This is a genomic window from Porphyromonas gulae DSM 15663 (genome assembly GCF_000378065.1).
GTDB classification, from domain to species: domain Bacteria; phylum Bacteroidota; class Bacteroidia; order Bacteroidales; family Porphyromonadaceae; genus Porphyromonas; species Porphyromonas gulae.
In genome coordinates this window covers 1-25,285 of record NZ_KB899166.1, presented here as the reverse complement: position 1 = coordinate 25,285, position 25,285 = coordinate 1, and the positions used below count along the sequence as shown (strand labels likewise).

General features: G+C 44.0%; 22 protein-coding genes. 9 read left to right on the top strand and 13 right to left on the bottom strand.

The window, feature by feature from the left end; all coding sequences use genetic code 11:
- The first annotated feature begins 514 nt into the window (after positions 1-514).
- The 4 genes from F452_RS0107005 (at position 515) to F452_RS0106985 (ending at position 7,040) form a co-directional block, all read left to right on the top strand.
- Positions 515-2,953, top strand: coding sequence for a tetratricopeptide repeat protein (locus tag F452_RS0107005; RefSeq protein WP_018965507.1), 2,439 nt, complete (start codon positions 515-517; stop codon positions 2,951-2,953).
- A 365-nt stretch (positions 2,954-3,318) separates the two neighbouring features.
- Entirely contained in the window at positions 3,319-6,045 is a 2,727-nt protein-coding gene (ppdK, locus tag F452_RS0106995) for a pyruvate, phosphate dikinase (protein WP_018965505.1), read from the top strand.
- Between the two features lie 253 nt (positions 6,046-6,298).
- A complete protein-coding gene (locus F452_RS0106990; RefSeq protein ID WP_039443828.1) occupies positions 6,299-6,670 on the top strand; it encodes a hypothetical protein in 372 nt (123 codons plus the stop codon).
- A complete protein-coding gene (locus tag F452_RS0106985) occupies positions 6,639-7,040 on the top strand; it encodes a hypothetical protein (protein WP_018965503.1) in 402 nt (133 codons plus the stop codon). The genes F452_RS0106990 and F452_RS0106985 overlap by 32 nt, the downstream gene beginning before the upstream one ends.
- A gap of 42 nt (positions 7,041-7,082) precedes the next feature.
- Here the strand turns inward: F452_RS0106985 and F452_RS0106980 are convergent, their stop codons facing one another.
- The 3 genes from F452_RS0106980 to F452_RS12820 form a co-directional block, all read right to left on the bottom strand.
- Positions 7,083-7,682 carry an aminotransferase class IV gene (locus F452_RS0106980; RefSeq protein ID WP_018965502.1) on the bottom strand — a complete coding sequence of 200 codons (600 nt, stop codon included), beginning with the start codon at positions 7,680-7,682 and terminating at the stop codon, positions 7,083-7,085.
- A gap of 6 nt (positions 7,683-7,688) precedes the next feature.
- Positions 7,689-8,666: an aminodeoxychorismate synthase component I gene (locus F452_RS0106975; RefSeq protein WP_018965501.1), complete on the bottom strand. Its 978-nt coding sequence runs from the start codon at positions 8,664-8,666 to the stop codon at positions 7,689-7,691.
- A gap of 173 nt (positions 8,667-8,839) precedes the next feature.
- On the bottom strand, positions 8,840-8,950 hold the full coding sequence (locus F452_RS12820; protein WP_143733569.1) for a DUF1661 domain-containing protein: 111 nt from the start codon (positions 8,948-8,950) through the stop codon (positions 8,840-8,842).
- 1 nt (position 8,951) lies between these two features.
- Between F452_RS12820 and F452_RS13370 the strand changes: the two genes are divergently transcribed.
- The 4 genes from F452_RS13370 to F452_RS0106955 all read left to right on the top strand — a co-directional run bounded on the left by F452_RS13370 (position 8,952) and on the right by F452_RS0106955 (position 13,062).
- The gene (locus F452_RS13370) at positions 8,952-9,032 is read left to right on the top strand and encodes a hypothetical protein (RefSeq protein WP_234197188.1); all 81 of its coding nucleotides are present in this window, start codon (positions 8,952-8,954) and stop codon (positions 9,030-9,032) included.
- A gap of 130 nt (positions 9,033-9,162) precedes the next feature.
- Positions 9,163-10,251, top strand: a complete 1,089-nt coding sequence (locus F452_RS0106965; RefSeq protein ID WP_018965499.1) for an AAA family ATPase — start codon at positions 9,163-9,165, stop codon at positions 10,249-10,251.
- Positions 10,252-10,255: 4 nt separating this feature from the next.
- A complete protein-coding gene (locus tag F452_RS0106960; protein WP_018965498.1) occupies positions 10,256-10,954 on the top strand; it encodes a DUF4276 family protein in 699 nt (232 codons plus the stop codon).
- A 410-nt stretch (positions 10,955-11,364) separates the two neighbouring features.
- Complete coding sequence (locus F452_RS0106955; RefSeq protein WP_018965497.1) at positions 11,365-13,062, top strand: tetratricopeptide repeat protein; 1,698 nt, start codon at positions 11,365-11,367, stop codon at positions 13,060-13,062.
- 168 nt (positions 13,063-13,230) lie between these two features.
- On the opposite strand, the gene F452_RS0106950 is transcribed toward F452_RS0106955, so the two are convergent.
- The 10 genes from F452_RS0106950 to F452_RS0106900 all read right to left on the bottom strand — a co-directional run bounded on the left by F452_RS0106950 (position 13,231) and on the right by F452_RS0106900 (position 24,718).
- A complete protein-coding gene (locus F452_RS0106950; protein ID WP_018965496.1) occupies positions 13,231-15,348 on the bottom strand; it encodes a hypothetical protein in 2,118 nt (705 codons plus the stop codon).
- Between the two features lie 197 nt (positions 15,349-15,545).
- A complete protein-coding gene (locus F452_RS0106945) occupies positions 15,546-16,823 on the bottom strand; it encodes a hypothetical protein (RefSeq protein ID WP_152567440.1) in 1,278 nt (425 codons plus the stop codon).
- Positions 16,777-17,133, bottom strand: coding sequence for a hypothetical protein (locus F452_RS0106940; protein WP_018965494.1), 357 nt, complete (start codon positions 17,131-17,133; stop codon positions 16,777-16,779). The genes F452_RS0106945 and F452_RS0106940 overlap by 47 nt, the downstream gene beginning before the upstream one ends.
- Before the next feature lie 46 nt (positions 17,134-17,179).
- Positions 17,180-17,980, bottom strand: coding sequence for a hypothetical protein (locus tag F452_RS0106935; RefSeq protein ID WP_018965493.1), 801 nt, complete (start codon positions 17,978-17,980; stop codon positions 17,180-17,182).
- Between the two features lie 350 nt (positions 17,981-18,330).
- A complete protein-coding gene (locus F452_RS0106930; RefSeq protein ID WP_018965492.1) occupies positions 18,331-19,164 on the bottom strand; it encodes a DNA/RNA non-specific endonuclease in 834 nt (277 codons plus the stop codon).
- 37 nt (positions 19,165-19,201) lie between these two features.
- The gene (locus F452_RS0106925; protein ID WP_039431899.1) at positions 19,202-20,737 is read right to left on the bottom strand and encodes a rhomboid family intramembrane serine protease; all 1,536 of its coding nucleotides are present in this window, start codon (positions 20,735-20,737) and stop codon (positions 19,202-19,204) included.
- Positions 20,738-21,053: 316 nt separating this feature from the next.
- Positions 21,054-22,391: an NADP-specific glutamate dehydrogenase gene (gene gdhA / locus F452_RS0106915; RefSeq protein WP_018965489.1), complete on the bottom strand. Its 1,338-nt coding sequence runs from the start codon at positions 22,389-22,391 to the stop codon at positions 21,054-21,056.
- Positions 22,392-22,690: 299 nt separating this feature from the next.
- Positions 22,691-23,005 carry a YbjQ family protein gene (locus tag F452_RS0106910; protein ID WP_018965488.1) on the bottom strand — a complete coding sequence of 105 codons (315 nt, stop codon included), beginning with the start codon at positions 23,003-23,005 and terminating at the stop codon, positions 22,691-22,693.
- Positions 23,006-23,142: 137 nt separating this feature from the next.
- Positions 23,143-23,877 (bottom strand): PmeII family type II restriction endonuclease, encoded by a 735-nt coding sequence (locus tag F452_RS0106905; protein WP_018965487.1) that lies wholly within the window; start codon positions 23,875-23,877, stop codon positions 23,143-23,145.
- A complete protein-coding gene (locus F452_RS0106900) occupies positions 23,855-24,718 on the bottom strand; it encodes a DNA-methyltransferase (RefSeq protein WP_018965486.1) in 864 nt (287 codons plus the stop codon). The genes F452_RS0106905 and F452_RS0106900 overlap by 23 nt, the downstream gene beginning before the upstream one ends.
- 246 nt (positions 24,719-24,964) lie before the next feature.
- Between F452_RS0106900 and F452_RS11125 the strand changes: the two genes are divergently transcribed.
- Positions 24,965-25,285 (top strand): transposase family protein (locus F452_RS11125; protein WP_167319371.1); only part of this gene is annotated, 321 nt, incomplete at its 3' end.

Genomic DNA, 25,285 nt, shown 5'->3' with positions numbered 1-25,285 from the left:
TTGTGTCGGATTTGTGATGTACAAGCGCGAATAAGATCCCGACGTTTTTGTCAGATACTAAGGCATCCGCCTGAGTTCGGTCGCGAACTTGGGTGGGTGCCTCTTTTTATTTCATCTGTCGAAGAAGCCTTTTCTGCTTCTCGTTTTATATATAGAACGCTTTACAATCTATATATATAATGAAAACGATTTATATATAAAACGAAAATGATTTATATATAAATTGAAAACGATAAATATATAAATCGAAAATGGTCTATATATAAATCGTTTCCCGATCTCTTTTCAGCCACTTCTGCTTTTCCATTCAGCCGCTTATTTAGAACCATTCCAAACGCCTCTTCGCTGTTGAAAACTTTTTTGGCACAAGTTTTAATGCTTGCCGGAAGGCTGTTTTGCCTATTATGAGATCGAAAATCATAAAAGATCCCTTGTGCGACTAAGGCTTTCTTTGCATATTTGCACTTATGAAAACCAATTTATCAATAGTAGATTTTAAGACTTTGCACTTATTATGAATAAGGAGCTACCAAAAACTATCACCTCAAGACAACTTGTCAGGATGCTGAAAGATGCTTCCGGAGAATCCAAAGGGCCGAAATTCTGTTTCTTGATAGGAGCAGGAGCATCCATGTCTTCCGACATTCCCACCGGAGCAGATTTGGCAAGGAAATGGATCCAGGAAATAGAAGAGGATTGCGGTAAAGACGATTTTGCGAAATGGAAGAATAAGGTTGGAATTTCAGAGGACAATGTGGGAGAGTTCTATCCGCAGATCTATGAAAAACGTTTTGGCCATATCCCTGAATCCGGTTACGATTGTATTAGACATTATATGGAGGGTAAAGAGCCATCCCTTGGCTACCTTATTTTGGCTAATATCATGGTGAGGGAAAAGCACAATGTGGTGATCACGACCAATTTCGACAATCTTTTGGAGGATGCCATTCGTACTTATACGAAGGAAAAACCTTTCATCGCCGGGCATGAGGCTTTGGCCGGTTATGTGCCCAAACGTAGCGATAGGCCTATTATTCTGAAGGTCCATCGGGATTTGTTCTTCCATCCCTTTTCTGATCGGGAGCATACCGGAACCATACAAAAAGCCTGGGAAGACATATTAGATAGATTCCTTTCGGATTATTTTCTGATTGTGCTTGGCTATGGGGGAAATGACGAAAGCTTAATGGACTATTTCACATCGCTCAATAATCGGAAGCAGATTTATTGGTGTGTATACAATCCTGGAGAAGAGCCATCTAATCAAGATTCAGAAAACGATCTTTCTTGGCGAGAGCATCTTTGGGGTAAACTCTCTTCAAAAGCTCGAAACATACTGAATCCTAATGATTTTCTGATAACAATAAATGGATTTGATATATTTATGTACGATTGTTATGCTGCATTAGGATATAAATTTCTTGATGGAATAGAGGAAATAAAAAGACCTAATCCAATGCATGAGCTATTAGAGGCGACTTATCGACGTCTTGAGAATATTAATGCACAAAGAAAAGAAATCTCAGAGATAAAAAGGAGTTTGTCACAGGAAACCTCAGCATCATATCACAATGTTTTGTCCGGTGCTTTGAGCTATTTGTTTGACGCAAATCAAGAGACAGATATAGACAAGAAAGACAAGATCTACCAAGAAGGTATTGCCAAGTATCCTCAAGATGCGAATCTATTAGGAGATTATGCCAATTTCTTACATACTATTCGTCACGATTACGACCAAGCCGAGATGTATTACAAGCAAGCATTAGAGGCAGATCCGAAGAACGCAATTACTCTTGGCAATTATGCCGTATTTTTAAATAATATTCGCCACGCTTACGACCAAGCCGAGAGGTATTACAAGAAGGCATTAGAGGCAGATCCGAAGAGTGCCAATAAGCTTGGCAATTATGCCTCATTCTTACATGCTATCCGTCGTGATTACAAGCAATCCGAGGTGTATTACAAGCAAGCATTAGAGGTAGATCCGAATCATGCGAATACTCTTGGGGATTATGCCTTATTCTTACAGGATATTCGTCACGCTTACGACCAAGCCGAGACGTATTACAAGCAAGCATTAGAGGCAGATCCGAAGGATGCCACTGCTCTTGGGAATTATGCCTTATTCTTAAAGGATATTCGTCACGATTACGACCAAGCCGAGTCGTATTACAAGCAAGCATTAGAGGTAGATCCGAATCATGCGAATACTCTTGGGAATTATGCCGTATTCTTAAAGGATATTCGTCACGCTTACGACCAAGCCGAGGCGTATTACAAGCAAGCATTAGAGGCAGATCCGAATCATGCGAATACTCTTGGTAATTATGCCTTATTCTTAAAGGATATTCGTCACGATTACGACCAAGCCGAGGTGTATTACAAGCGAGCATTAGAGGCAGATCCGAATCATGCGAATACTCTTGGTAATTATGCCGTATTCTTACAGAATATCCGTCACGCTTACGACCAAGCCGAGGGGTATTACAAGCGAGCATTAGAGGCCGATCCGAAGGATGCCACTGCTCTTGGTAATTATGCCTTATTCTTAGAGAATATTCGTTGCGATTACGACCAAGCCGAGGTGTATTACAAGCGAGCATTAGAGATAGATACTAATAACGCTAATAAGCTTGCCAACTATGCTCATCTTCTTATTACGTATCGTGAGGATCTCAAACGTGCTGATAGTTTGATCCGTCAAGCATTCGAGAGTGCCGATAATAACGAAAGGATGAAACCCTTGCTGGCCGAGTTATGGTTCTACAGATATGCGCACTATTACGAGGAATGGGGAGCCGAGGCGGAAAAAGAGCTGACAGCTTTGTTGAATGCCGGAGCGAAATCCATCGGCTGGAACTTGGCCCCGGATATTGAGCTGGCTCGGAAAAACAAGCATCCGCATATAGAGCGGGTGGAAGCCTTTGCCAAGGCATTGACAGAGGAAGCGTAGCAGGCTTTTGGCTGCATTGCCATTCGCTATTTACTTCGTTGGAACAAAATGCGGATATCCTTGTTCCATATTTGGGTTGCTCATGATTGAGGCAATTCGCTTCGGACAGAGGGCATAACGAGGAGGGAGGAAGTCTTTTTCTCCTTTGGTATAGTATGCTTCGCCTACTATCCTATCCCATACCCCTTTGGGGTTCATGGGCTTGAGGGGTGGTGAAAAGTAGCGTATCTTGCTCTTTTTTCGTTAATTTGCAATTTGCAACAAAAAACAGCCTCCTCCGGAAGCTCGGAGAAGGAGTCGGTTATCGCTTTTTGTCATAGGTAAGAACTATCCAAATCATAATAATAACGAACGGACTAATCTAAATGGAAAAGAAAAGAGTCTACACCTTCGGCAATGGGAAGGCCGAGGGAGAAGCAGGGATGAAGAACCTGCTCGGAGGTAAGGGTGCCAATTTGGCCGAAATGAATCTTATCGGTGTGCCGGTGCCTCCCGGTTTTACGATCACGACAGAGGTTTGTCAGGAATACTATACATTGGGCCGAGACAAAGTAGTGGAACTGCTGCGTGGCGAAGTAAACGATGCGATCAGAAATATCGAGGGACTGATGAAGTCGAAATTCGGCGACACCGAGAACCCTCTTCTCGTATCCGTACGTTCGGGTGCTCGTGCTTCCATGCCCGGTATGATGGATACGATCCTCAACCTCGGTCTGAACGACGAAGTGGTGGCCGGTATCGTACGCAAGACCGGCAACGAACGATTTGCCTGGGACTCTTATCGTCGCTTCGTGCAGATGTACGGCGATGTGGTACTCGGTATGAAGCCCACGAATAAGGAAGACATAGATCCGTTCGAAGAAATAATCGAGAAGGTCAAGGAAGAGAATGGTGTACACTTGGACAACGAACTCTCCGTAGAAAACCTCAAAGACCTCGTATCCCGTTTCAAGGCAGCCGTAAAGGCACAGACGGGCAAGGACTTCCCTCTCTCCGCCGAAGAGCAGCTTTGGGGTGCTATCATGGCCGTGTTCGACTCTTGGATGAATGAGCGTGCCATCCTCTACCGTCGCATGGAAGGTATCCCGGCAGAATGGGGTACGGCCGTGAACGTACAGGCCATGGTATTCGGCAACATGGGCGAAACTTCGGCTACCGGAGTGTGCTTCTCTCGTGATGCCGGTAGCGGTGAGGATCTCTTCAACGGGGAATACCTCATCAACGCTCAGGGCGAGGACGTTGTGGCCGGTATTCGTACGCCTCAGCAGATCACGAAGATCGGATCGCAACGCTGGGCCGAAAGAGCCGGTATCGCAGAAGATGTGCGCGTGGCTCAGTATCCTTCCATGGAAGAGGCCATGCCCGAAATCTACAAGGAGCTGGATACCCTGCAGCAGAAGCTGGAAGATCACTACCGCGATATGCAGGATATGGAGTTCACCGTACAGGAAGGTAAGCTCTGGTTCCTCCAGACCCGTAACGGTAAGCGTACGGGCTCTGCCATGGTAAAGATCGCCATGGATCTCTTGCGTCAGGGTGTGATCAGCGAGGAAGAAGCCCTTATGCGCATTGAGCCTAACAAGCTGGACGAATTGCTCCACCCCATTTTCGACAAGTCTGCTCTCCTTAGAGCACGCGTGCTGACCAAGGGCTTGCCTGCTTCGCCGGGTGCCGCTACGGGTCAGATCGTATTCTTCGCCGATGATGCCGCTCAGTGGAAAGAGGATGGCAAGCGCGTGGTGATGGTGCGTATCGAGACTTCGCCCGAAGACTTGGCCGGTATGTCCGCCGCCGAAGGTATCCTGACGGCTCGAGGAGGTATGACTTCGCATGCTGCCGTAGTGGCCAGAGGTATGGGCAAGTGCTGTGTATCGGGAGCAGGAGCATTGAACATCGACTATAAGGCTCGTACCGTAGAGATCGACGGAACCCTCTTCAACGAAGGCGACTACATCTCTATCAACGGTTCTACCGGTGAGATATACGAAGGACAGGTGGAGACGAAAGCCGCCGAAATGGATCAGGACTTCACCGATCTGATGGCTTTGGCCGATAAGTATGCCAAGCTGAAAGTTCGTACGAATGCCGATACTCCTCACGATGCCGAGATGGCTCGCAGCTTCGGTGCGGTAGGTATCGGTCTTTGCCGTACGGAGCATATGTTCTTCGAAGGCGAGAAGATCAAAGCCATGCGCGAGATGATCCTGAGTGAGACGGCAGAAGGTCGCGTACGTGCTTTGGCCAAGATCCTGCCTTATCAGCAGGAAGACTTCAAGGGTATCTTCCGTGCTATGGATGGTTTCCCCGTGAATGTACGTCTCCTCGATCCTCCCCTGCACGAGTTCGTACCTCATGATCTGAAGGGTCAGGAGGAGATGGCTCAGATGATGGGTGTGGATGTGAAGATGATCCAGAAGCGTGTGGAAGACCTGATGGAGCACAATCCCATGCTCGGCCACCGCGGTTGCCGTCTGGGCAATACCTATCCGGAGATTACGGAGATGCAGACGCGTGCCATCCTCGGTGCTTGCTTGGAGCTGAAGAAGGAAGGTGTAGTCTGTCTGCCTGAGATCATGGTACCTCTGACGGGTATCCTCCATGAGTTCAAGCATCAGGAAGAGGTAATCCGTGCCACGGCTGCCAAGCTGTTCGAAGAGAAGGGCGACAGTGTGGAATTCCAGGTAGGTACGATGATCGAAGTACCGCGTGCTGCCCTTACGGCGGACAGAATCGCTTCTTCGGCCGAGTTCTTCTCATTCGGAACCAACGACCTTACGCAGATGACCTTCGGTTACTCTCGTGACGACATCGCTTCGTTCCTCCCCATCTATCTCGATAAGAAGATCCTGAAGGTGGATCCGTTCCAGGTACTCGACCAGAAAGGTGTAGGCCAGCTCGTAAGAATGGCTACGGAGAACGGTCGCAAGGCTCGTCCCGATCTGAAGTGTGGTATCTGCGGTGAGCACGGTGGTGAGCCTTCGTCTGTGAAGTTCTGCCACAGAGTGGGATTGAACTATGTGTCCTGCTCTCCTTTCCGTGTGCCCATCGCACGATTGGCAGCAGCACAGGCTGTCATCGAAGAAGGCAAGTAAGAAAAGAATACGTCAGCCTCTTTTCCGCCTTTGTGCAAGGAGGCTGACGGCTATCAGTCTATAGTGGAAAGAGCAAGTCCGGTTGTCGGGCTTGCTCTTTCTTTTTTATTCCTATTCTCTCTCCTCTCCGAGATTCATCCTGAGCATACTCTCCTCCCTCCTTTTTTGCACTTAACTCGATATGGAAAGTGCAAGGACTCACTGGCAGTACAGGTCCGAACATCTGTCGATAAACCTGCGTGCCGGGTATGGTATGGAAAACAAGCTGCCTACACTGAATCATCTGTATCCGGACAAGATCTACCGTGACTTCATGGTACTGAATGCCTATATGCAGAATCCCGAACTAGATCATCTCATCACTTATGCTTATATCCACAATCCCGAGAATCCGATTATCAGGGAGAATCGCAATGTCAAAAAAGAGATCGGTATAGATATGACGTACAAGCGGTTCAACTTCTCTCTGACGCTCTTCCACGAAGAATCGCGAAGCGGTTTCGCGTATTTCGAATCCTATCTGCCGATAGCCTTCGATCGCTATACCAAGCTGATAGCCCCTCTGCAAGCATGGACACCATACCATGAGCGGAATGCTACGCCCCTTTGCCGGTATAGCCTATGACCATGTCGGCTCCAAATTGGATTTTGGACTTTCGCTTTCGGCTGCTTATCGAATAGTGCTGACGCATTCGTATAAGATTCGTATCATCCAGAAGGAGCAGCTCGACTATCAGCTGGCCTATTTGCCCTATGCCTATCGTAATAGAGAGGGTGTGGAGGTGCGCTCCTCTCTGTACGTTTCAATTCCGATGCGGAATACCGATCGCCTGATGGCAGAGCTGCGGTTGTATGGCGACCTGATGAAAAGAAAGGACGGTATAGCCTATGGCAAAACGCCCGGCGTCATCTCACATATCCTGTCCGATCCGCAAGCCGAACGAACATCCGGCCATACTATCGGGGCTACCTGCAATATCTTCTACCTCTTCTAAGCCTTCTGTCGGATAACTTGATCCGATAACCAAAGCCGATAATCAAAGAATAATCTGTGATGAGTGTAGGCGAATGGCATGCTCCAAGGGAAGCATGGCATTGATCAGCAGTATTTCTTCTGCCTTCCTGAGGTCTTCGATTTGCAGGTCTGCCGGTCGTATTTGACCCGTTTGGAGCAGATACCGGCGTTGTACGCCTCCTAAGAGAGGGATGCGTGGTGTGAGAAGTTCTCCTCCCATACGTAGAAGAAGGTTGGTGTAGGATGTGTCTGTCAGGAGTCCGTCGCGTAGGATAATAATCTCATCGGCTTCTCCTTTTTGCAAGAGAAGAGCTTCGAGAGGCGAACGGTCAGCCTGCTTCAAATGATAGTCCAAATCGGCTGGGGCCGTTACGATACGCAGGGAGGATATTTGGCGTGGCGTATAAGGTGAAAAGGAAACGTCCGAAATCCCCTCCTTACCGTATAGAATACGACATTTGGCTATTCCATGCATCAATTCCCGAGGGCATAGATTCGTCAGGCAAGGCATTTCCGGTAGAGGAAAGCCCTTTTCGTCGCATGTGCGACTCATTCGTTCCCGATGGAGCGCAAGCAGATAGGGCAGGCCGTCTTCGATGCGGATGGTTTCTATATAGCACATATCCGATCAGAATGGCAGATATACCTTTTGTTGCGTTTCGCGGTATTCATCGTCACAGCGGCTGTTGATGGTGATACCACCGCCACTGCGAAAAAGGTATTGGCCATCGGGAAGCTGTTCGATGTAGCGAATCATTACAGCCGAGTCGAAGCTACTTCCATCGAAATAACCGAAAACACCTGTGTAGAAGCCTCGTTGCTGCCCCTCTGCCTCCCGTATAGCTTCGATAGTAGCCTCTTTGGGTGCTCCGCTGATGGAGCCGGCGGGCAACAGTTCTTTTATAATGGAGCCGAAACGCTTCTCTTTATCCGCAGGGAGTGTCCCCGTGATCTCCGAACTCATTTGCAGCAGTCGCCCCTTGTTCGTGCGGAGTTCATCCAGATAGCGAAAGCGAGAGACGCGCACGTGATGGCTGACTCGGTTCAGATCGTTGCGTAACAGATCTACGATGGTGCGATGTTCGGCCGTTTCTTTATAGTCGGACAGCAGACGGCCGGCGGCATCCGGCAAGGAAGCATCTATGGTTCCCTTCATCGGGTTGGTGGAAATTTGCCCATTCTCTATTTTGACAAATCGTTCCGGACTGAAACAAACCAGTCGTTCGGGAATCAAGAGCTTGTATGAGGCGCGGCTGCGACTGAATACCTTCTCAAGCGAGATATTCATCTCTATGGGTGTAGCAATGGTGAGATTGGCCAAGAAGCTATCGCCACGCATCAGGGCTGTGCGGATCCGATCGAAACGATGTCGGTAGGTCTCCAATGATTCGGGGTGGGGGATAAAAGTCACGGGAGCCTTGCTCTCATTCGTATCGGTATGTGTGGGAGCATTCCCTTGTCCTCGTACGTCGAATAGGATTTCTTTTTGATTCAGCGGTTCCGATATGAAGATCCCCTCATCCATCTCAAAGTCTATGGCAAACAGAAATGATCGTCCGCACCGGCCGGATTCATCCATTCGCCTGATCGTTTCCTCTGCCTTCATTTGAAAGGGGCAGCCAGCCCCGTAAGCCTTTGTCATATTAGCCTGATGCCGTTGTGATGGAGAATATCCTCATTTATATCCCTATGGTTCTATCGCTTTTCGGATCGGGTATTCTCCTTTTTCTCGGCAAAGATAGGAGGTATATGCTGTATGAGCGCGAGTTCGATCTATCGTCACCTCGGAAATACGTCCCAAAAAATCTGTAATTGCGGTCTGAGTTTCCTGAAAAAGTGGAACCGCAATTTTTTCGTTTCGGCGCGTAAATTTTTTGCTTCCCGCGCCACAATCAAGAAATTTTCGCGCCACGTTTTGGGGAGTGTCAAACGGGGAAATTTTGGCGCGTGGCCTGTGCTGAAAAAGCTATGAGCCAAGGACGTGAAGAGAACCCTAAAAGTTGTTTGTCTAAGTTTTAGGGTTCGCTTCAATTCACTTCATTTGACATAGCCTCTTGTTTTATTTATTTTTGTATCAGAACAAGAAAATAAGCATCAAGTTGATGATACAGAGAATAGATATCACTGGCTATAAGTCAATCAAAGATCAGTCCATAAAACTCTCTCCAATCAATGTGTTGATTGGGGGGAATGGGATTGGTAAAAGCAACTTTATTTCTGCATTTAGCCTGATCAATAGTTTGTATGAACAGAGATTACAGAGCTACATCATAGAGCGAGGTGGGGCGGATACTTTCCTATATATGGGGCGGAAGATGACCGATCGTATTAAGTTGGATATCTACTTCGGCGAGCGAAATCAGGAAGCTATCAATCGGTTTATTGCAAGCCTAAAAATAGCAGAAAATCGATTGTATGTGGAGTCTCTTAGCACTGCATTCAACAATGGGATATGGCACGAACGTGAATATGAGCGCGATGTAGATGAGTCTTCTTTTAAACATTACAATTGGGGACAGGCATATTTTGTTAATGAACTGATCCAAGCATTGAAGATCTACCACTTCCATGACACAGGAAATCAATCCCCTATGAAAGCACTATGTCGTGTAGATGACAATCATAGCCTTAGGCGTGACGGTGCCAATATCGCAGCTTTCTTGTATTACCTCCAACAAAAGCACCCGAAGCACTTCTATCGCATAGAGCGTACGGTTTGCTCTGTTGCTCCATTCTTTGAGGGTTTTAACCTTATGCCCAATCGTCTTAATGAGAGTACAATCCAGCTAGAATGGAAGCAAAAAGGGGCGGAGGATGTCTATTTCAACGCCTATCAGCTATCGGACGGCACGCTTCGCTTCATCTGTCTTGCTACGCTTTTGCTTCAGCCTGAGCCACCTCGGAGCATTATTATTGATGAGCCTGAGCTTGGCCTACACCCTATGGCGATCAATAAACTCGCAGCTCTTATCAAGAGTGTTTCTCTGCAGTCGCAGGTGATCATCACAACCCAGTCTGTAACCCTAGTAGACAACTTTGCTCCGGAGGATATCATCGTCGTTGATCAGTCCCACTACGCGACAACCTTTAGGCGTATGTCTACGGAAGAACTTACTGCTTGGCTGGAAGATTATAGCCTTGGAGAAATTTGGGAGAAAAATATCATTGGTGGACAACCTTGGGCTAAGTAGTGAGATGGGGAATATGAAAAAACGGTTTGTTTTTATTGTCGAGGGAAATACAGAGGTTGCCTTTATTCATAAACGTGTGATCCCATACCTAATGAGCAAAGGCTACCGCAATGGCTGGTTTACGACCTCTATACCGGCGATGTATGCCCAGAAGATTACCACCAATAGGCAGCTTAATAAAAAGGGAGGTGTGGCTAGCTTCAAATCCTTAAGCAATGAAGTAAAAAAGATAGCTGCTCAAAGAAATGTCTTGATTACTACATTATTGGATTTCTTTAGACTGCCAAACAATTTTCCCAACTATACTACCGATAGTAAAAAGATCTCAGCTATAGAGCATGGGGTTAGACATGGTATTCAAGGTGTTGATCCTTCGATCTTCTATCCATATATTCAGCGGCATGAATTGGAAACACTCATGTACACGAGTATGGATGGGTTTGAGATCGTTTGTGACGAAAAAAGAGAGTTAGATCAGCTGAGAGCAATTGTAGAGAGTTACGATAATCCCGAAGATATCAATTCTGGGGCTGAAACCTCGCCTTCTAAGCGCCTTATCAAGATTTTCCCAAAATATAAGAAGGTTTCTGATGGAGAACTGATATTTGAGGCTTTGGAGATTGATGCTATACGAGCTCGATGCCCCCGTTTCAACGATTGGATACAAATCCTTGAGGACGGATTAAAGAAAGGATACTTTTAAGCCAGATTTTTCATTATACTTTTTTATGGGACTTTGAGCTCTTGTACTCTTCTCGATAAAGAATATCGCTCAATCTATGCTTGCAACGCCCGACAATGCGTAGACTTTCCACTGCTGAAATAATCTAATACACTCATGATATTAAAGGGAGTTCAATGAATTACTATTTCCGGGTTGGGGCAGTAGCATTAGAAATAATTTTTGTGGCATAAACTTCCAAAAAATGGGTACTGTACGCCTACGCCGGTGTCCTGCACCGTGCAGGAAGGCATCGTATACCTACTCTTAAATTTGAAACCGCGTTGCACATATAGCCGGGATCTGCACAGACTCCGAATTTATGGATATGGAATAAGACAGAGAAAAAATGGTAGCTTTGTTCCGGTTTCAACAATTGACAATGAAAAACTATGCTTAAGAAAATCTTTTCTGTACTACTCGTTTGCGCGGCAGCGGTAGTCATCTCTTCCTGCTCCGGCAAATTACGTCCTGTGACTGCCGATTTGGTAAAGGCTGAGCCACAACCACTCGAAGTCGTGGGAAGCAAAGTGCCTGTGACCGTGAGTATCGCTTTTCCTGCCAAATGGTTCAATAAGAAAGCCGAACTTACAGTGAAGCCTGTGCTGCGCTATGCTACAGGTGAATCATGGGGACCTTCATTCCTTTTTCAGGGAGAAAAAGTACTTGGCAATGAGCGTGTAGTCAGCTATGACAATGGTGGCAATCAGCAGCTCGTATTCTCTTTCCCTTATAAGCCAGCCATGGACAAGAGTGAACTCTTCTTAACCTTCGAAGCCAAAGTAAAAGGGAAGAAAATAAATCTTCCGGATCTCAAAATCGCTGATGGTGTAATCAGTACGGAAGCCTTGGCTTCTGCTCTTAATGCATCGGCGGCAATCGCTCCGGATGCATTCCAGCGCATCATCAAGCAAGCCTATGATGCAAATATCATGTTCCTCATCCAACAGGCACAGATTCGTGCACAAGAAATCAACAAGGGTGAGGTGAAAGACTGGAAAGACTTGGTGGCCAATGCCAAGGATGCTCCCAATCAGGATGTAACGGTGGAGGTACAAGCCTACGCTTCTCCTGATGGCGGTGTGGAGCTGAACGAAAAGCTGTCCGAGCAGCGCGAGAAAAATACGACTACTGCTCTGAAGAAACAATTCCAAAAGAGCAACATCAAGGATGTAGAGATCAATGCACACTATACGGCACAGGACTGGGAAGGCTTCAAGCAGCTTGTGGAGAAAAGCGATATTCAGGACAAGGAACTTGTTCTGCGTGTTCTTGCTATGTATCCGGATCCCGAGCAGCGTGAGCAGGAGATCAAGAATATCTCTACCGTATTCAGACAGCTGGCGGATGATATCCTGCCCCAACTACGTCGTTCGCGCCTTATCGCCAATGTCGAAATCATAGGTAAGAGCGATGACGAGATCAAACGTCTTGCAGCCCAGAACCCCGGCCGGCTGACCGTGGAGGAGCTGCTCTATAGTGCTACTCTGCTCGAATCTCCTGCTCAGAAGGAAGATATTTACAAGGTGGCTACTCAGATCTATCCGGATGACTATCGTGCTTATAACAATATCGGTATGATGCGTTATCGCAGCGGTGATTTGGAGGGTGCTCGTACTTGGTTCCAAAAGGCTGCAAGCGTGAAGCCTAATGCAGAAACGGATATGAACCTTGGGCTGCTGGCTCTCAACGAGGGTAATGTGGAGCAGGCTAAGCAGTATTTCGGCTCGGCTGCCAATGTGCCCGAATTGGGCGAAGCTCTTGGCTTGCTCTATCTGCAAGAGGGCAATTATGCTCAGGCTGTAGCGGCCTTCGGTAAGACCGAGAGCAACAATGCTGCCGTGGCCAATATCCTCAATCGCGACTACAACCGCGCACAAGAGATCCTCAACAGGATAAAGAACCCCGATGCCACTACTTACTACCTCATGGCTGTTGTGGCTGCACGTACGAACAATTTGGATGGTGTGGTAAACTCTCTTCGTGAGTCTATCAGCCTCGACAGCAACATGATGAAGAAAGCTGCTACGGATCTGGAGTTTGCCAAATATGCAAACGACGGAGGTTTCAAGTCTCTGCTCCGCCGCTAAATAGAAAAAAGAGCCCTTAGGCTCTCCATAAAAGCAAAGGGGACTATGTCAAAATCGAATTTTGACATAGTCCCCTTCTCTTGGCTCTATTCTATAGGTAAATCGTTTTAGATCGTCCTTACATTACACAGTGTTATTCTCTGAAAGAGGTAGAGAGGCTTGCATGGATTACTTCACCTTCGTGAGAGCTTGGTCCACGGCTTCGAGTATGGGCAATACCGATATGGGAGAACCCACAGCCTGTTTCATCCAGTACTGTGGCACCAGCCGTCCCTGTACGAGCATGCGCTTCAGCTCCACGGCCAAGGATTTTCCCTTGATGTACTGTTCGATCTGAAAGTCGATGATATGCCCCATCGGATAGTTGGGCAGGTAGAGCGGATAATTGATCATGTGCGAATAGATGCCCAGAATGGTCTCGTCCTTTTCTCCGAGAATGCCGGCATAGTACTTGTTCCAAATGGTTTTGGCTGCCTCCATGACGGCGAGTTTCAGTTCGTGTGCATCAGCTTCGGGATGCGTGTACATCCATTCCCAAACGGCCATGTCTACGAGGGATACGCCCATGATCTCGTAGCAATTCCAGAAGTTGGTCAGAGCCTCGTTGTACTCTTTCTGCGGATCGGGTTTGATGACACCGAGAAGTTCGAGATCCCGCTTTTGGAAGAGAAAAGCGACGGCTTCGGTGAAAGACGTGTTCGGCACGCCGTTGAGCATGTAGTAGTCCACATCGTTCATCGTGATGGTTTGCTCGGTATTGTGTCCGAACTCGTGTACGGCTATATTGTATCCTTTGTAGTCCATCCCCGTATCGGCGATACGTGTGCGCAGGTGAGCAAAGTCATTGCGCATCATCGATCCTGCTGCATGGCCGGCACCTCGCGAAGGATCCACCATCACCAAAGAAGCTATCCGCTCGGCATCTTTGCTTTCGAATCCCAGCTTGCGCAGGATGTTCGGCAGATCGGCTTTCAGAGCTTCGGGTGTAGGATATTTGGCTGCGGTGATTTTGTCCAATTCGCTCTCCGGCATGCCGGACTGCGAGCGGAAGCCATTGTACCAGATGTCGAACGGCTCCAACGGGCGTCCCAATCGTTTGCTGATCAGTTGGGCCACCTTCTTTACCTGTGGAGAGGAGAGCAGGGTCTCGAATAGTCGCTTGACGTCTTCTTGCGGAATCTCCATCTCTCCCTCGAATGCACGCAGGATCTGGTTCGGCTGATGTGGCATATACGCATCCTGTGTTTGCATCGCACGGAAATTGGCCACGAAATATTCATATCGCGTATCGGGTTCGGCATGACCTCGGGTAGCAGTGCCGGCCGAGTCGTAGAGCATATTGCTGAGCGGATCCCACTGAAAGTCCGTCTTATTGATTACTTCTCGTGGGATGCTTTGGTCGATGATCCTTTTGATGATCGCGTATACCATTCGCTGCTTTTCCAGTCCGTCTTTGGGGTCTGCGTAGTTGCTCTTGATCTCATCCCGTAGTCCCCAGTGAGTGATCAGTTTCATGTCGCGGGGAAAGAGCGTGGAGCCATCGGGACGTCGTAGGTAGCCCATGCAGATGTTGTACTCGGATATGTAGGCATCCCCACGTGTCAAAGTCTCCGATACGTATTGCTGTACTTCGGCCGGTATGCGCGAAGCAAAGCGGTCACCCATTCGTGCAAAAGCCCACTCTTCTCTGCTCCATTTTGCTCCCAGCTCCATCTTTTCCGCGAGAGAGTAGTAGGGGAAGTTCAGTGCAGCTATCAGCCCGACCTTATTGGCATAGAGATCATCGCTCAGGTGTGCTGATGCGCTATATCCGCCGAAGATCATATCCAGAGAGGTGATTTCCGGCCCTTTGAGGTGGAGGGGTTCTTTCAGGGCCAGATCGATCTTGTTGAAGTAACCGTTGAGGATTTCCAGATTCCGCTCCAGCGTACTATACATACGACGCTGACCTTCGAGCGTAGGTTCGAAGTTTTCGAGTACGAATGTGCGAAAAGCCTCGACGTCGCCATCCCCGGCTCGCCATAAAGCAGCTACTTGTGAAGTGCCACGGTCAGCTCGAAAATGAACCTCCTTGCCATAGCGTCTTACCAATAGGTCTGTCAGTTCACTGAGCATTTCCTGTCGAAAGGACATACGTTTTTGCATCGGGTTTATGTTTTGAAGGTTCGCCGTTTGAACTGTCGTATTTGCTTGGGCAAATGCCGTGTATCCTCCTACGGGAAGTAAAGTCAGCGACCATGCCAATGCCAGTGATAGCTGTTTTTTCTTCTTCTTCTTCTTCTTCATACTATTACTATTATTCGATAATCATCGAATCGAGCCATTTTCTATTTGTTTAATAAGTTTTTTATTCCTATTGGTAGATATAGAACGTGAGTCTGGCGGTCAGCCTAGTGCGTGATATTTTACCTGTAGCTTCCTGAAAAATTATTTTGGTTAATCGTTGTTCAACTTCATATTTAGTTTAAGTTGTTGTAATCGTGCTAATTGTCGTTTGTGAGCTGAATTTCATTGTTTGGAAACTTGACACTAATTTGAAGAAAAGTGTCAGATTCATCTTTGTAGATAATATTTGTTTGAACCCTGAAATCATCTCCTATCTTTAAATATTCTTTCATCTGCTTTTTTGTGTTTTTTATAAAACGCTTTGTGGAAGCATTTTTTGTTAAAAACAGAGTGTTTATAAAGCAGATTGGGGCATTAAAAGAAATGAAAGTTGGCTGGTAGATTAGTAAATTTGATGAGGGGGATTTTATTTTGAATTTCATTTTTTTGTTAATACTTCTAAGGTTTGAATTTTCCGGAGATTTTGGGGAAATATCTTGTGTTACTTTTACTATTCTTCCCAGATTATCTGTCTCAAAAACAGTGTTAGATAATACGTATTTTGTATTTGGCTTTTTGTTTAAGTTTAATATGTCAATTGTTTTTGGAGTTATAAAATTGTCATTTTGAGTTGCTAATAATTGATTTTTATGTTTAATGTAAATGGTGCTTTTTTCTTCTGTGAAGTATATCTCTCTAGGGTTAATAATCTTGTTCTTCTTGTCAAGACTGCTTAGGTGTGCATCAGCATATTTGCTCCAATACAACAAATGTGAAGATTTGGCTCTTAGACTTGAGTGTAAACTGTTGTTGTAAATCCTTGTCGCATCGGGGTGGTTATTTAGAATGAATGAGAGATTGTGATTCATATTTATGTCAATAAGGATAGTGTCAAAAATACTTTTGTCAAAATCCGGGAGCTTTAGAGAATCGATTACTGCTGTTAAGAGTAGGCTAGCTAAATCATTTTCCTTTATTGAAAGAGTGATCGAATCATATAATGCTGTTGTAATTGTTTTTATCCTTCCTTTTGCTAATGTGTTGAAATTTCGATTTTTTAAAACTTCGTAGAATGAATTTATCTTATTTCTCTGGCTTCTTTGGATCTTTCCATATAAATCGGTTTCTTTATTCATGTCATATTTTTTGTCTACTTTGTCTAAAAGCGACTTATTAATGAGTATTGAGGAAAGATTTCTGGATTCTTTTTTTATGTTTTCCTCTAGGTGCGAATTTACAGCCGAATTCCAGATTAGAGAACCAGCACTGCCTAATTGTTTTTGCGCTCCGTTTACAATATAGTCAGCTGCTTTTTCTGCAATCCAATCAGAGATTTGCGAATTGCCTATATTGAAGCATAGGAAAAAAAGAAAACTAAATTGAATTACCTTACTTATTGGCATGGATCTTGAAATTTTTCTGATTTTCAATGACATATGATTCTATTTTTTTTCGTGTTGAGGCATTTTGATTAAGAATGGATTTCTCTAAGTTTACTAGAACATTTTTCATGTATCTTTTTCTCGCTGCAATCTCTCTTATTATTAAATCATCTACGGCATTAACATCTATAATCCCTTTGCCAATTAGTCCGATTATACCCAAGCCAACAGAGTTGGCTGCTGAACACATATTAGTGCTCATATTTTTAGAATTGATGAATTCTTTTCGAGCAACTTCAATGCTAGATAGATCGACAGATGGTGTCGTATGGTTGACTGAATATAATGGTATTGAAATTTCCATTTTGATAAAGTCATTTTCTTTTCCAAGTTGTTTCGAAAAGAAATTCCTAGCTAAATTGATTTCTTTGCAAAAAAAATTTATCTGCTTCTTCCTGAAGTCTCCTTTGTAGTGCTTTCTCTGGTATGCATGCATTCACCAATAGTCGATATTGTTTTTCTGCAGCATCAATATTATCTGGAATCATGCCTATTTTTGCATAATAGATGGCAACTTGCCTATATCCATTATATAGAAATTCTAATGCAGACCTCTCGATGGCATAATGCAAATTTTTTAATAGTCTTTTTTCGTTGTTTAAAAACCAGTCAATGTTATTTAGTAGAATATCTCTTTTCTCCTCGTTTTTTTGATTTAGATATTGTTGTATTTGGGTGGGGCGAATTTGAGGTAGAGTGCGCTGTATATAGTTAAGTTCAAGCAAAGTTATTGTGTCAGCAGATGTGTTTATAAAAGTATTTAATAAATTTTCCACGATGAAGCGCCTTTCCGGATGACTCTTTATGTAAGCGTCAATTTCTTCCATAGTCATTTCGGAAATTTTTTTCGTAATTTCTAACGTTTTTTCTTGCGAGAGTTTGTTGAAGAAATTAGATAACTCCCTATTGGATTTGCAATATTTCATGTCAGCCAAACATTCTTCATACGATAATTCTTTCTCTTCTATCGATAATAATAGGGCATCTTCAATTTGAACTTTATATTCTGGATAAGTATTATATATTTTAAGTAGTTCTATGAAATCTCCTTTGAGATAGGCTCGTTTTATTTGTGTTGATCCATTTTCTTGTGCTGTTAAGTTTGACGACAGCCAAAGAAGAGAACTTGCTAGAAGAATAGCTTTTAACATTTTGAATAGCTTTAGTAAAATTGGTCTTGTTTATCCTATGATTGACAACTATGCAAAAGTAATCATTTTTTTTCTTGAGTGAGATCTTGTTTGTATTGTTGTACATTTTGTTTTCAGCTATTGTCTTTCTTGCTTTTCGAATCATTGAACAGGTATTTGAAATACTGTCTTTGAGGCCAATATAAAATTGAATGTAAACTTGGATTTGTCTCAGAATGCCTTTTTCTGTTGTTTGATTAAAACTCTTTGCCAAGCCACGCTTTCAGATGATTTTTTAGTTAGCATTGGCAGAGCCTTAAGTGCGATAGTTTCTCTTATACTTATATCAGTTTTAGTTTTATGGGAAGTTTTTACCAGTCGGCTATATTTGCTTTTGCCTCTACTATTTTCTCTATCTCGTTCGGTAGATTATGGAAAAAATCTATTCCGGTTATTTTCTCTACTTCATCTATTGTCTTGACATAAAAATCTTTTTTTCTGTTTGTATCTGTATTTTCGCAGATGAAACCAATACCTTTAGGTTTCTCATGAAGTGTTAAAACGACTTTGAAGAAAGCTTCTGGAACAACGATTTGATTGTGGCCTATTGTTATCTGTTTCTCTTTAGGAATAATCGGTCCGCATACAATGTATATTTTATTATGTTTTGTAGCCCATTTGCGACATGTTTGTTCTATTTCATTCCAGTCTCCACTGTTAAGCTTGCTATTTTGTGGGCATATATTAGATAAGAGAAAGGATTCATGCATAGCGTCTTTGTCCCATTTATTGTCTCCAGCTGGACACATATGTCCTCTAGACCATCCACTATTTTTATAGTCGCTATTGTTGGCTCGAGGGGATGGTACCTCTATGTCTTCGATAAAAATATTTTTTGCTCTTTTGTTTTTCCCTCTTGTACGATTCTTAGTCAGTTGCCATGCAACCCAATTAGGTAATAGCGTATGCTTGTTGTACGAAACAGTATATCCTTTCCTCTTCAATATTAATTCCTGGCAATTCTTCAATTTAGCAGGTATCTCTAACACTGAATCATTTTGCAGACTTTCTTTCTTAGAGAAAAGCTTACCATTAATTTTTTCTGCAAATGTATTTGTAGAAATTTTCTTTTCAAAGTTTCCCGTGATGTCAATAAGCGAAAAACTAATTAGGGCAAAGATTATACCAATCTTATACTTTTTCATTTCTGTTTGATCTGTTAAATAGAGAATGTTTATGTGGTTATTTTCCTTTCCTGATGGTTGGCAAGAATGTTAAGCCAAGGACAAAGCCACTTATAAGTCCTCCAATGTGAGCCGCATTGTCTATTCCTACAGCTAATCCGGCTGTTAGGTTGATCCCGACAAAAATGGTTGTACTCAGCAAAAATGGTTTGTCAATGGTACCAGGGAAAGTTTTTGTTAATAACAAAGCGAGTAAAACTCCATATAACCCCAATATTGCTCCTGAACTTCCTACGCTTATTGTGTTTTCATGCCACCAAACACTCGTGATGCTGGACAAAATGCCGATCAATAAATACGTTATCGAAAATTTCCTCCTTCCCAGCTTTGGCTCCAATTCCACACCTACAACATACAATGCAAGCATGTTGGCCGCAAGGTGGATTATTCCACCATGTAAAAATGTGTTTGTAAGCAGGCGCCACCATTCACCGCTTTGTACCAAGGGACGAAAGTTTGCACCCCATTTCATCAAATTGGCTCCGTCAAGGTGGATGAAACTTCTTTCTTTCAAAGCGAGGAACCAGAAGACAGCGATGTTGATGTATATGATGATGGGGGTTATCAAGAAGTCTCCATGTGGTTTGATATAACTCAGTTGCATCCCAAAATTTCGACTAGCCACTCTATCCGGCTTGCCCGCTTTGATTCGTTTTAGTTCTTTCGGATCTATTTGAGGTTTTAGTGACAAAAACAACCAAAGAATCGTTCCTGCAAAAGCAGCAATTAGCATACTTTCGAGTTTGTTTCCGTTTCTGTTGTTGAAAGGCTCTTGGACCCCAATCAATATTGTTTCATGGCGCTTGTCTATGCCTTGACTGATAGCTTGAAGATATCCATCTCTATCGTCAGTGTTACCGATTCTTTCCAAATAAGAGATGTCCGATACATCCTTGTTGTTGAAGAGCCTTAGGCTTATTTGGATAAAGTCATTGATTTCTTCAGTCTTCCTATTCTCTTTGAGGCGGTTGCTGATCGTTTTGTGATAAGATACACCTAACCAAGCGCACGGATTATTTGTTGCAGTATCTTTTTCACTATCTAAAAGCGGTATGGACATATAGAGATCCATTTTGAAATACTGAGAGTATCTGCCGCTTACATTATAAGAGAAATGTGTGCTACTTCTCTTTTTGTCTATATACCATCTTTTCACTGTATAGTACTTTGTCGGAGGCAAGCGATTGATCTCTTTGATCGAGTCTAATTCTGTTAGTTTCCCTGTAGCTGACTCCATATAACTCTGAGCGATTGTCAATGGGATAGTCAAGGCTATCCAGGCGATGCAACTGTACAAGAGGCGCCAATCTCTTCTTCTCCATTTTAGTTTTAGTACTTTGAGCCTGGATGGAATATAAATCCATGAGATCAAAGCTGTTAGAATTATAGGAATCAAAAAATTACTGACTATTTCTTTGGGTTGAAAGAGGGAGAGTTCGATAATGAGTAGCCAGTGCAAGAAAGTATATCCTATTGTCAGGCAGATTAGAATGAGGACAAACGGCCGGAAAACTATTCTGAGTTTTTCTTTCATAGAAGGGTATATTGCTTCAACCTATAAGTCTGGATCGAAATCTACTTTTTTAATTTCCTCATCTGTCATCGTTCTTATATGGGGTAGTAAGAACGATATACTTTTACGATAAAACAAAGATAATTATACTACATCGAAGAAAAACATTTTAGGTTAAGACCGTAAAGTCTAAATATTTCTTTCTGTAAGGTATTGGCTCGAACGAAATGGTCGTTGAGAAAAATAAAAAGAGACGTATCTCCCCCTCGGGAGGTACGTCTCTGCTTTTTCGTTTTTGTATCTGCTCTGTGTGAGCAGAGGGGAGTGAGGTCAGGGATTAGCAAACGCCCTGAGCTACCATAGCTTTGGCAACCTTCATGAAGCCGGCGATGTTAGCACCCTTCACGTAGTCGATGTAGTTGCCTTCCTTACCGTAAGTAACGCACTGGTCGTGGATGTCTTGCATGATCTGGTGCAGCCACTTGTCCACTTCTTCGTTCGTCCAAACGAGGTGCATAGCATTCTGTGTCATTTCGAGACCTGAGCAAGAAACACCACCTGCATTAACAGCCTTACCCGGAGCAAAGAGCATCTTGTGCTCTACATAGTATTCGCTGGCTTCGGCTGTACAACCCATGTTAGACGTTTCAGCTACGAGGATAACACCGTTCTTGTGCAGTGTCTTGGCATCTTCGAGGTTCATCTCGTTCTGCGTAGCGCAAGGCATAGCGAAGTCTACCTTTTGCTCCCAAGGCTTCTTGCCGGCGAAGAACTGAGCGTTGGGGAATCTCTTAACGTAGTCAGATACTACGTCATTGCCACTGTCGCGGAGGTCAAGCATGCACTGGAATTTCTCCGGTGTGTTGATACCGTCGGGATCGTAAACATAGCCGTCAGGACCGGAGATCGTAACAACTTTCATGCCCAGCTCGGTAGCTTTCTGAGCTACACCCCAAGCAACGTTACCGAATCCGGAGATAGCAACAGTCTTGCCCTTGTAGTCTACGCCATTTTGCTTACACATGTTCTGTACGAAGTAAACAGCACCGAAACCGGTAGATTCGGGACGCAGACGAGAACCGCCGAACTCGAATCCCTTGCCGGTAAGCGTACCTGTATGCTCACGAGCGAGCTTCTTGTACATACCGAACATATAACCTACTTCGCGACCGCCTACGCCGATGTCACCGGCAGGAATGTCGGTGTCAGGACCGATGTTCCGCCACAATTCGGTCATGAAGCTCTGGCAGAAACGCATGATTTCGGCTTCGCTCTTGCCCTTGGGAGAGAAGTCGGCACCACCTTTACCTCCACCCATGGGGAGAGTAGTGAGTGCATTCTTGAACATCTGTTCGAATCCGAGGAACTTCAGGATAGAGAGGTTCACTGAAGGATGGAAACGGATACCGCCTTTGTACGGACCGATGGCATTGTTGAACTGAACGCGGTAGCCGATGTTTACCTGTACCTTACCGTGGTCATCTACCCAGGGTACACGGAATGTGAATACACGATCCGGCTCTACGATACGCTCGATGATACCGTTCTTTTCGAACTCGGGATGTTGGTTGTACACTTCTTCTACTGAGAGAAGAACTTCCTTCACTGCTTGGAGGAATTCGCTTTCGCCGGGGTGCTTAGCCTCCAGCATTGTCATAATTTCTTGGGTCTTCATAGAGAACTCTAAATAATAGTAAGAGATTACTCCGGCAAAAGTAGCTAATGTGTTTGGAACTTTCAAGCCTTTTCTCAAAAATAAAGTTTTCTGAGTTCGCTTGTGCTCGCGAGGCAACTGAACTTACCTCCAGTAGGCTCTGTAAAGGAGCAAAAAGGCACCTCTCGACTGCCAAGAATGTACGGCCGAAAACAGGCTTCGGTACAGAATAAGCAGTTTGTTTCCGGAGTAAGTGTGAGCATTCGTATTTGATCAGAATAGTCGGAGAAGGGGGTGTATCAAGAAGCCACCTTCCGGAACTATTCCAATATGACTGCCGTACCGGAAACGGCAACCATCAGCATGGATGTACCGATGGTTTCGTAGTCGATGTCGATAGAAAGAATGGCATCGGCACCTAATCGCACGGCTTCACGCTGCATCTCGTCCAGTGCTTCGTTCTTCGCTTTGTGGATTACTTCCTCGTAGGATCCGGAGCGTCCGCCAACCACGTCTCGGATACTCGCAAAAAAGTCGCGTACAATGTTGGCTCCCATGATGGCCTCACCGGAGACTATGCCACAGTATTGGCGAATGTGTCGTCCTTCGATATTGGGGGTTGTGGATAGAATCATGATGGTTGTTTTTTGTCTTGTTTGGGATCAATGTGCTACAAAGATAGCAGTCTAAGGTCAAGGAGGTGCCAAAAGGGATATTCCCTCTCTTCGGGGCAGTTACACCTCTTTTGAGGTGAGAGTATTTGTTTTTCTTTTCACTCTTGAGAAGAATTGAATTGTACTAATTTTTCCCAATCAATGTCTCCATCTTCTTTGCAAAATTCTTTTGTAAATTCTTTTGTAAATTTATTGATGGTTTTTGTGTATGAATTGATAAATTCTTCATTCTTTTGTTTTGCCTTGTGCCCAAGTGGTTCAATTATTTTAGTATAGAGATCTTTATCGCCAGAAATAAATTCCCAAAAGCGTTGTCCACAATATTTATAGTATGCTCCTTTGTCCGGTTTATTATCTTGTCCATAGCAGCATCCATTCACAGCAATAACATTTAAATTTGATTTGCTTGTACGTAATGTTTTCTTCGCTGTGTTAAAATCCGCTATCATCTTTTTTTGTTGCGAGCTATTACCCCAATTAGGGCCTGATTTTATGGAGACGATATATCTTTTTTTATCCTTCTCAAACTCTAAATCGACTCCCTCTATCCCTGACTTTCGGCCTCCATATACCTTTTCGTTGATAAAGATGGCTAATCCTTCTAACCAATCGCCAAAAATAGTTTCCTCATTAGAGGAAATATGTGCATCTACAAATCCCCGAACAATTTGTTCTGCCGTCAAAACATTTTTTGCTTTAAATAAGTATGGGTTTTTGCGTTTTAATACTTTTTCGAGTTTTAATTTGTCGAGACTGTCAATGCGATTTGTGTGGAAATTGCTTATTTCATTTTCAACGTATTCTTTTACGTCATTTATTTTTAACTTTTTCATAGTTTGATGGGTTTTCGAATAAATATTGCTCGAATTGATTGAGACGATTTTTTACCATTGTGTAGTATTCGGGTATTACATCTATGCCGATAGAGTTTCTTTTCATCCTGTTGGCAACGAGTAGCGTGGTGCCTGAACCCATGAAAGGATCAAGGACAGTGTCATATTCAGTTGTAAATAATTTGATAAACCATTCTGGTAATCCTTCTGGAAATGCCGCACTATGATTTTTGTTATTACATTCTGTCGCGAGATATAAGACATTGGTCGGATATGCTTTATCTCTGTCGATCCAATTGGAAATGTTTTTCCCGAATCCACTACCAACTTTAGAATTGTCCCGAATCTTGTCTGTTTGGGAAAGCTTTTGAAGTCTTGTTTTGGCCCAATCTCCCATGGGAACCATAACCTCTTCCTGGTACATCTTAAAGTGTTTATGTTTGTTGAATTGCAAAAGTCTTTCCCAAGCATCACGGAAACGATTGGGCCATTTTCCCGGATACGAATTTTTTTTATGCCAAATAAATTCTTCTGTCCAAAGCCACCCCTGCTTACGCATTTCAATGATTAGCTCCATAACATAAGTACTCCTTTCTCCAGCTACGACTTTTTCTTTTATATTTAGTATAAACGTACCAGAAGGCTTTAACACTCGTAATAATTGTTCGGAAATCGGTAAGAACCACTCTACATATTTATCCGGTCGAATACCACCATAGGTGCTTTTTCGCTGATCTGCATAAGGTGGTGATGTTATAATTAAATCAACTGAATTAGACGGGAGTAATTTCAGTTGTTCTTTACTATCACCTAAATATAAATCCGTTTTTATTTCCTTCATTTTTATACAACTATTGAAATCGTCAATGGTTTTGCTTGTTTGAAGTTTCGATCATCACTCTACATCGTTTTATGCTTATTGTAGCTTTTTGCACTTCCAAAGTTAATTAAAAACAGTTATATCCAATTCTGCTCAAGCTCTCAAACAGGGCAACCGCATCAAAATAGAGCTATCTTCGGGTTATGGATGTACAAGATTATTTTTCTAAGGATTAAGCACTCTGATCGCGTCGCACACCTCCGCGTTATGGATGTACAAGTTTATTTTTCTAAGGTAGAAGATCCACGTGTAGTGGGTCGTTGCAAGCATAAGTTAAGCGATATTCTGGTTATAGCACTGGCGAGTTATCTGTGTGGAGGCGAGGATTATGAGTCCATGCATGAACTTTGCTTAGAGCGAGGAGCATCTCTTCGCCCACCGGTTGAGTTGCCGAATGGTTGTCCGAGCGTAGACACCTTTGAAAGAGTGCTCCAACGTATTGAGCCTCAGTCTCTCTATGCTTGTCTTCAAGTTTATGGGAAAGAACTCATTAGCGACTTAGATGGTAAACATATCGCCATTGACGGC

Coding starts and splice junctions, on each gene's coding strand:
- F452_RS0106910 (WP_018965488.1), bottom strand. CDS start 23,005: ATGATTCTATCCACAACCCCCAATATCGAAGGACGACACATTCGCCAA.
- F452_RS0106950 (WP_018965496.1), bottom strand. CDS start 15,348: ATGAAGAAGAAGAAGAAGAAGAAAAAACAGCTATCACTGGCATTGGCA.
- F452_RS0106935 (WP_018965493.1), bottom strand. CDS start 17,980: ATGTTAAAAGCTATTCTTCTAGCAAGTTCTCTTCTTTGGCTGTCGTCA.
- F452_RS0106960 (WP_018965498.1), top strand. CDS start 10,256: ATGGGGAATATGAAAAAACGGTTTGTTTTTATTGTCGAGGGAAATACA.
- F452_RS0107005 (WP_018965507.1), top strand. CDS start 515: ATGAATAAGGAGCTACCAAAAACTATCACCTCAAGACAACTTGTCAGG.
- F452_RS0106940 (WP_018965494.1), bottom strand. CDS start 17,133: ATGGAAATTTCAATACCATTATATTCAGTCAACCATACGACACCATCT.
- F452_RS0106930 (WP_018965492.1), bottom strand. CDS start 19,164: ATGAAAAAGTATAAGATTGGTATAATCTTTGCCCTAATTAGTTTTTCG.
- F452_RS0106925 (WP_039431899.1), bottom strand. CDS start 20,737: ATGAAAGAAAAACTCAGAATAGTTTTCCGGCCGTTTGTCCTCATTCTA.
- F452_RS0106980 (WP_018965502.1), bottom strand. CDS start 7,682: ATGTGCTATATAGAAACCATCCGCATCGAAGACGGCCTGCCCTATCTG.
- F452_RS0106955 (WP_018965497.1), top strand. CDS start 11,365: ATGCTTAAGAAAATCTTTTCTGTACTACTCGTTTGCGCGGCAGCGGTA.
- F452_RS0106985 (WP_018965503.1), top strand. CDS start 6,639: ATGCTACGCCCCTTTGCCGGTATAGCCTATGACCATGTCGGCTCCAAA.
- F452_RS0106905 (WP_018965487.1), bottom strand. CDS start 23,877: ATGAAAAAGTTAAAAATAAATGACGTAAAAGAATACGTTGAAAATGAA.
- F452_RS0106900 (WP_018965486.1), bottom strand. CDS start 24,718: ATGAAGGAAATAAAAACGGATTTATATTTAGGTGATAGTAAAGAACAA.
- F452_RS0106990 (WP_039443828.1), top strand. CDS start 6,299: ATGGAAAACAAGCTGCCTACACTGAATCATCTGTATCCGGACAAGATC.
- F452_RS0106965 (WP_018965499.1), top strand. CDS start 9,163: ATGATACAGAGAATAGATATCACTGGCTATAAGTCAATCAAAGATCAG.
- gdhA (WP_018965489.1), bottom strand. CDS start 22,391: ATGAAGACCCAAGAAATTATGACAATGCTGGAGGCTAAGCACCCCGGC.
- F452_RS0106945 (WP_152567440.1), bottom strand. CDS start 16,823: ATGTCATTGAAAATCAGAAAAATTTCAAGATCCATGCCAATAAGTAAG.
- F452_RS0106975 (WP_018965501.1), bottom strand. CDS start 8,666: ATGAAGGCAGAGGAAACGATCAGGCGAATGGATGAATCCGGCCGGTGC.
- ppdK (WP_018965505.1), top strand. CDS start 3,319: ATGGAAAAGAAAAGAGTCTACACCTTCGGCAATGGGAAGGCCGAGGGA.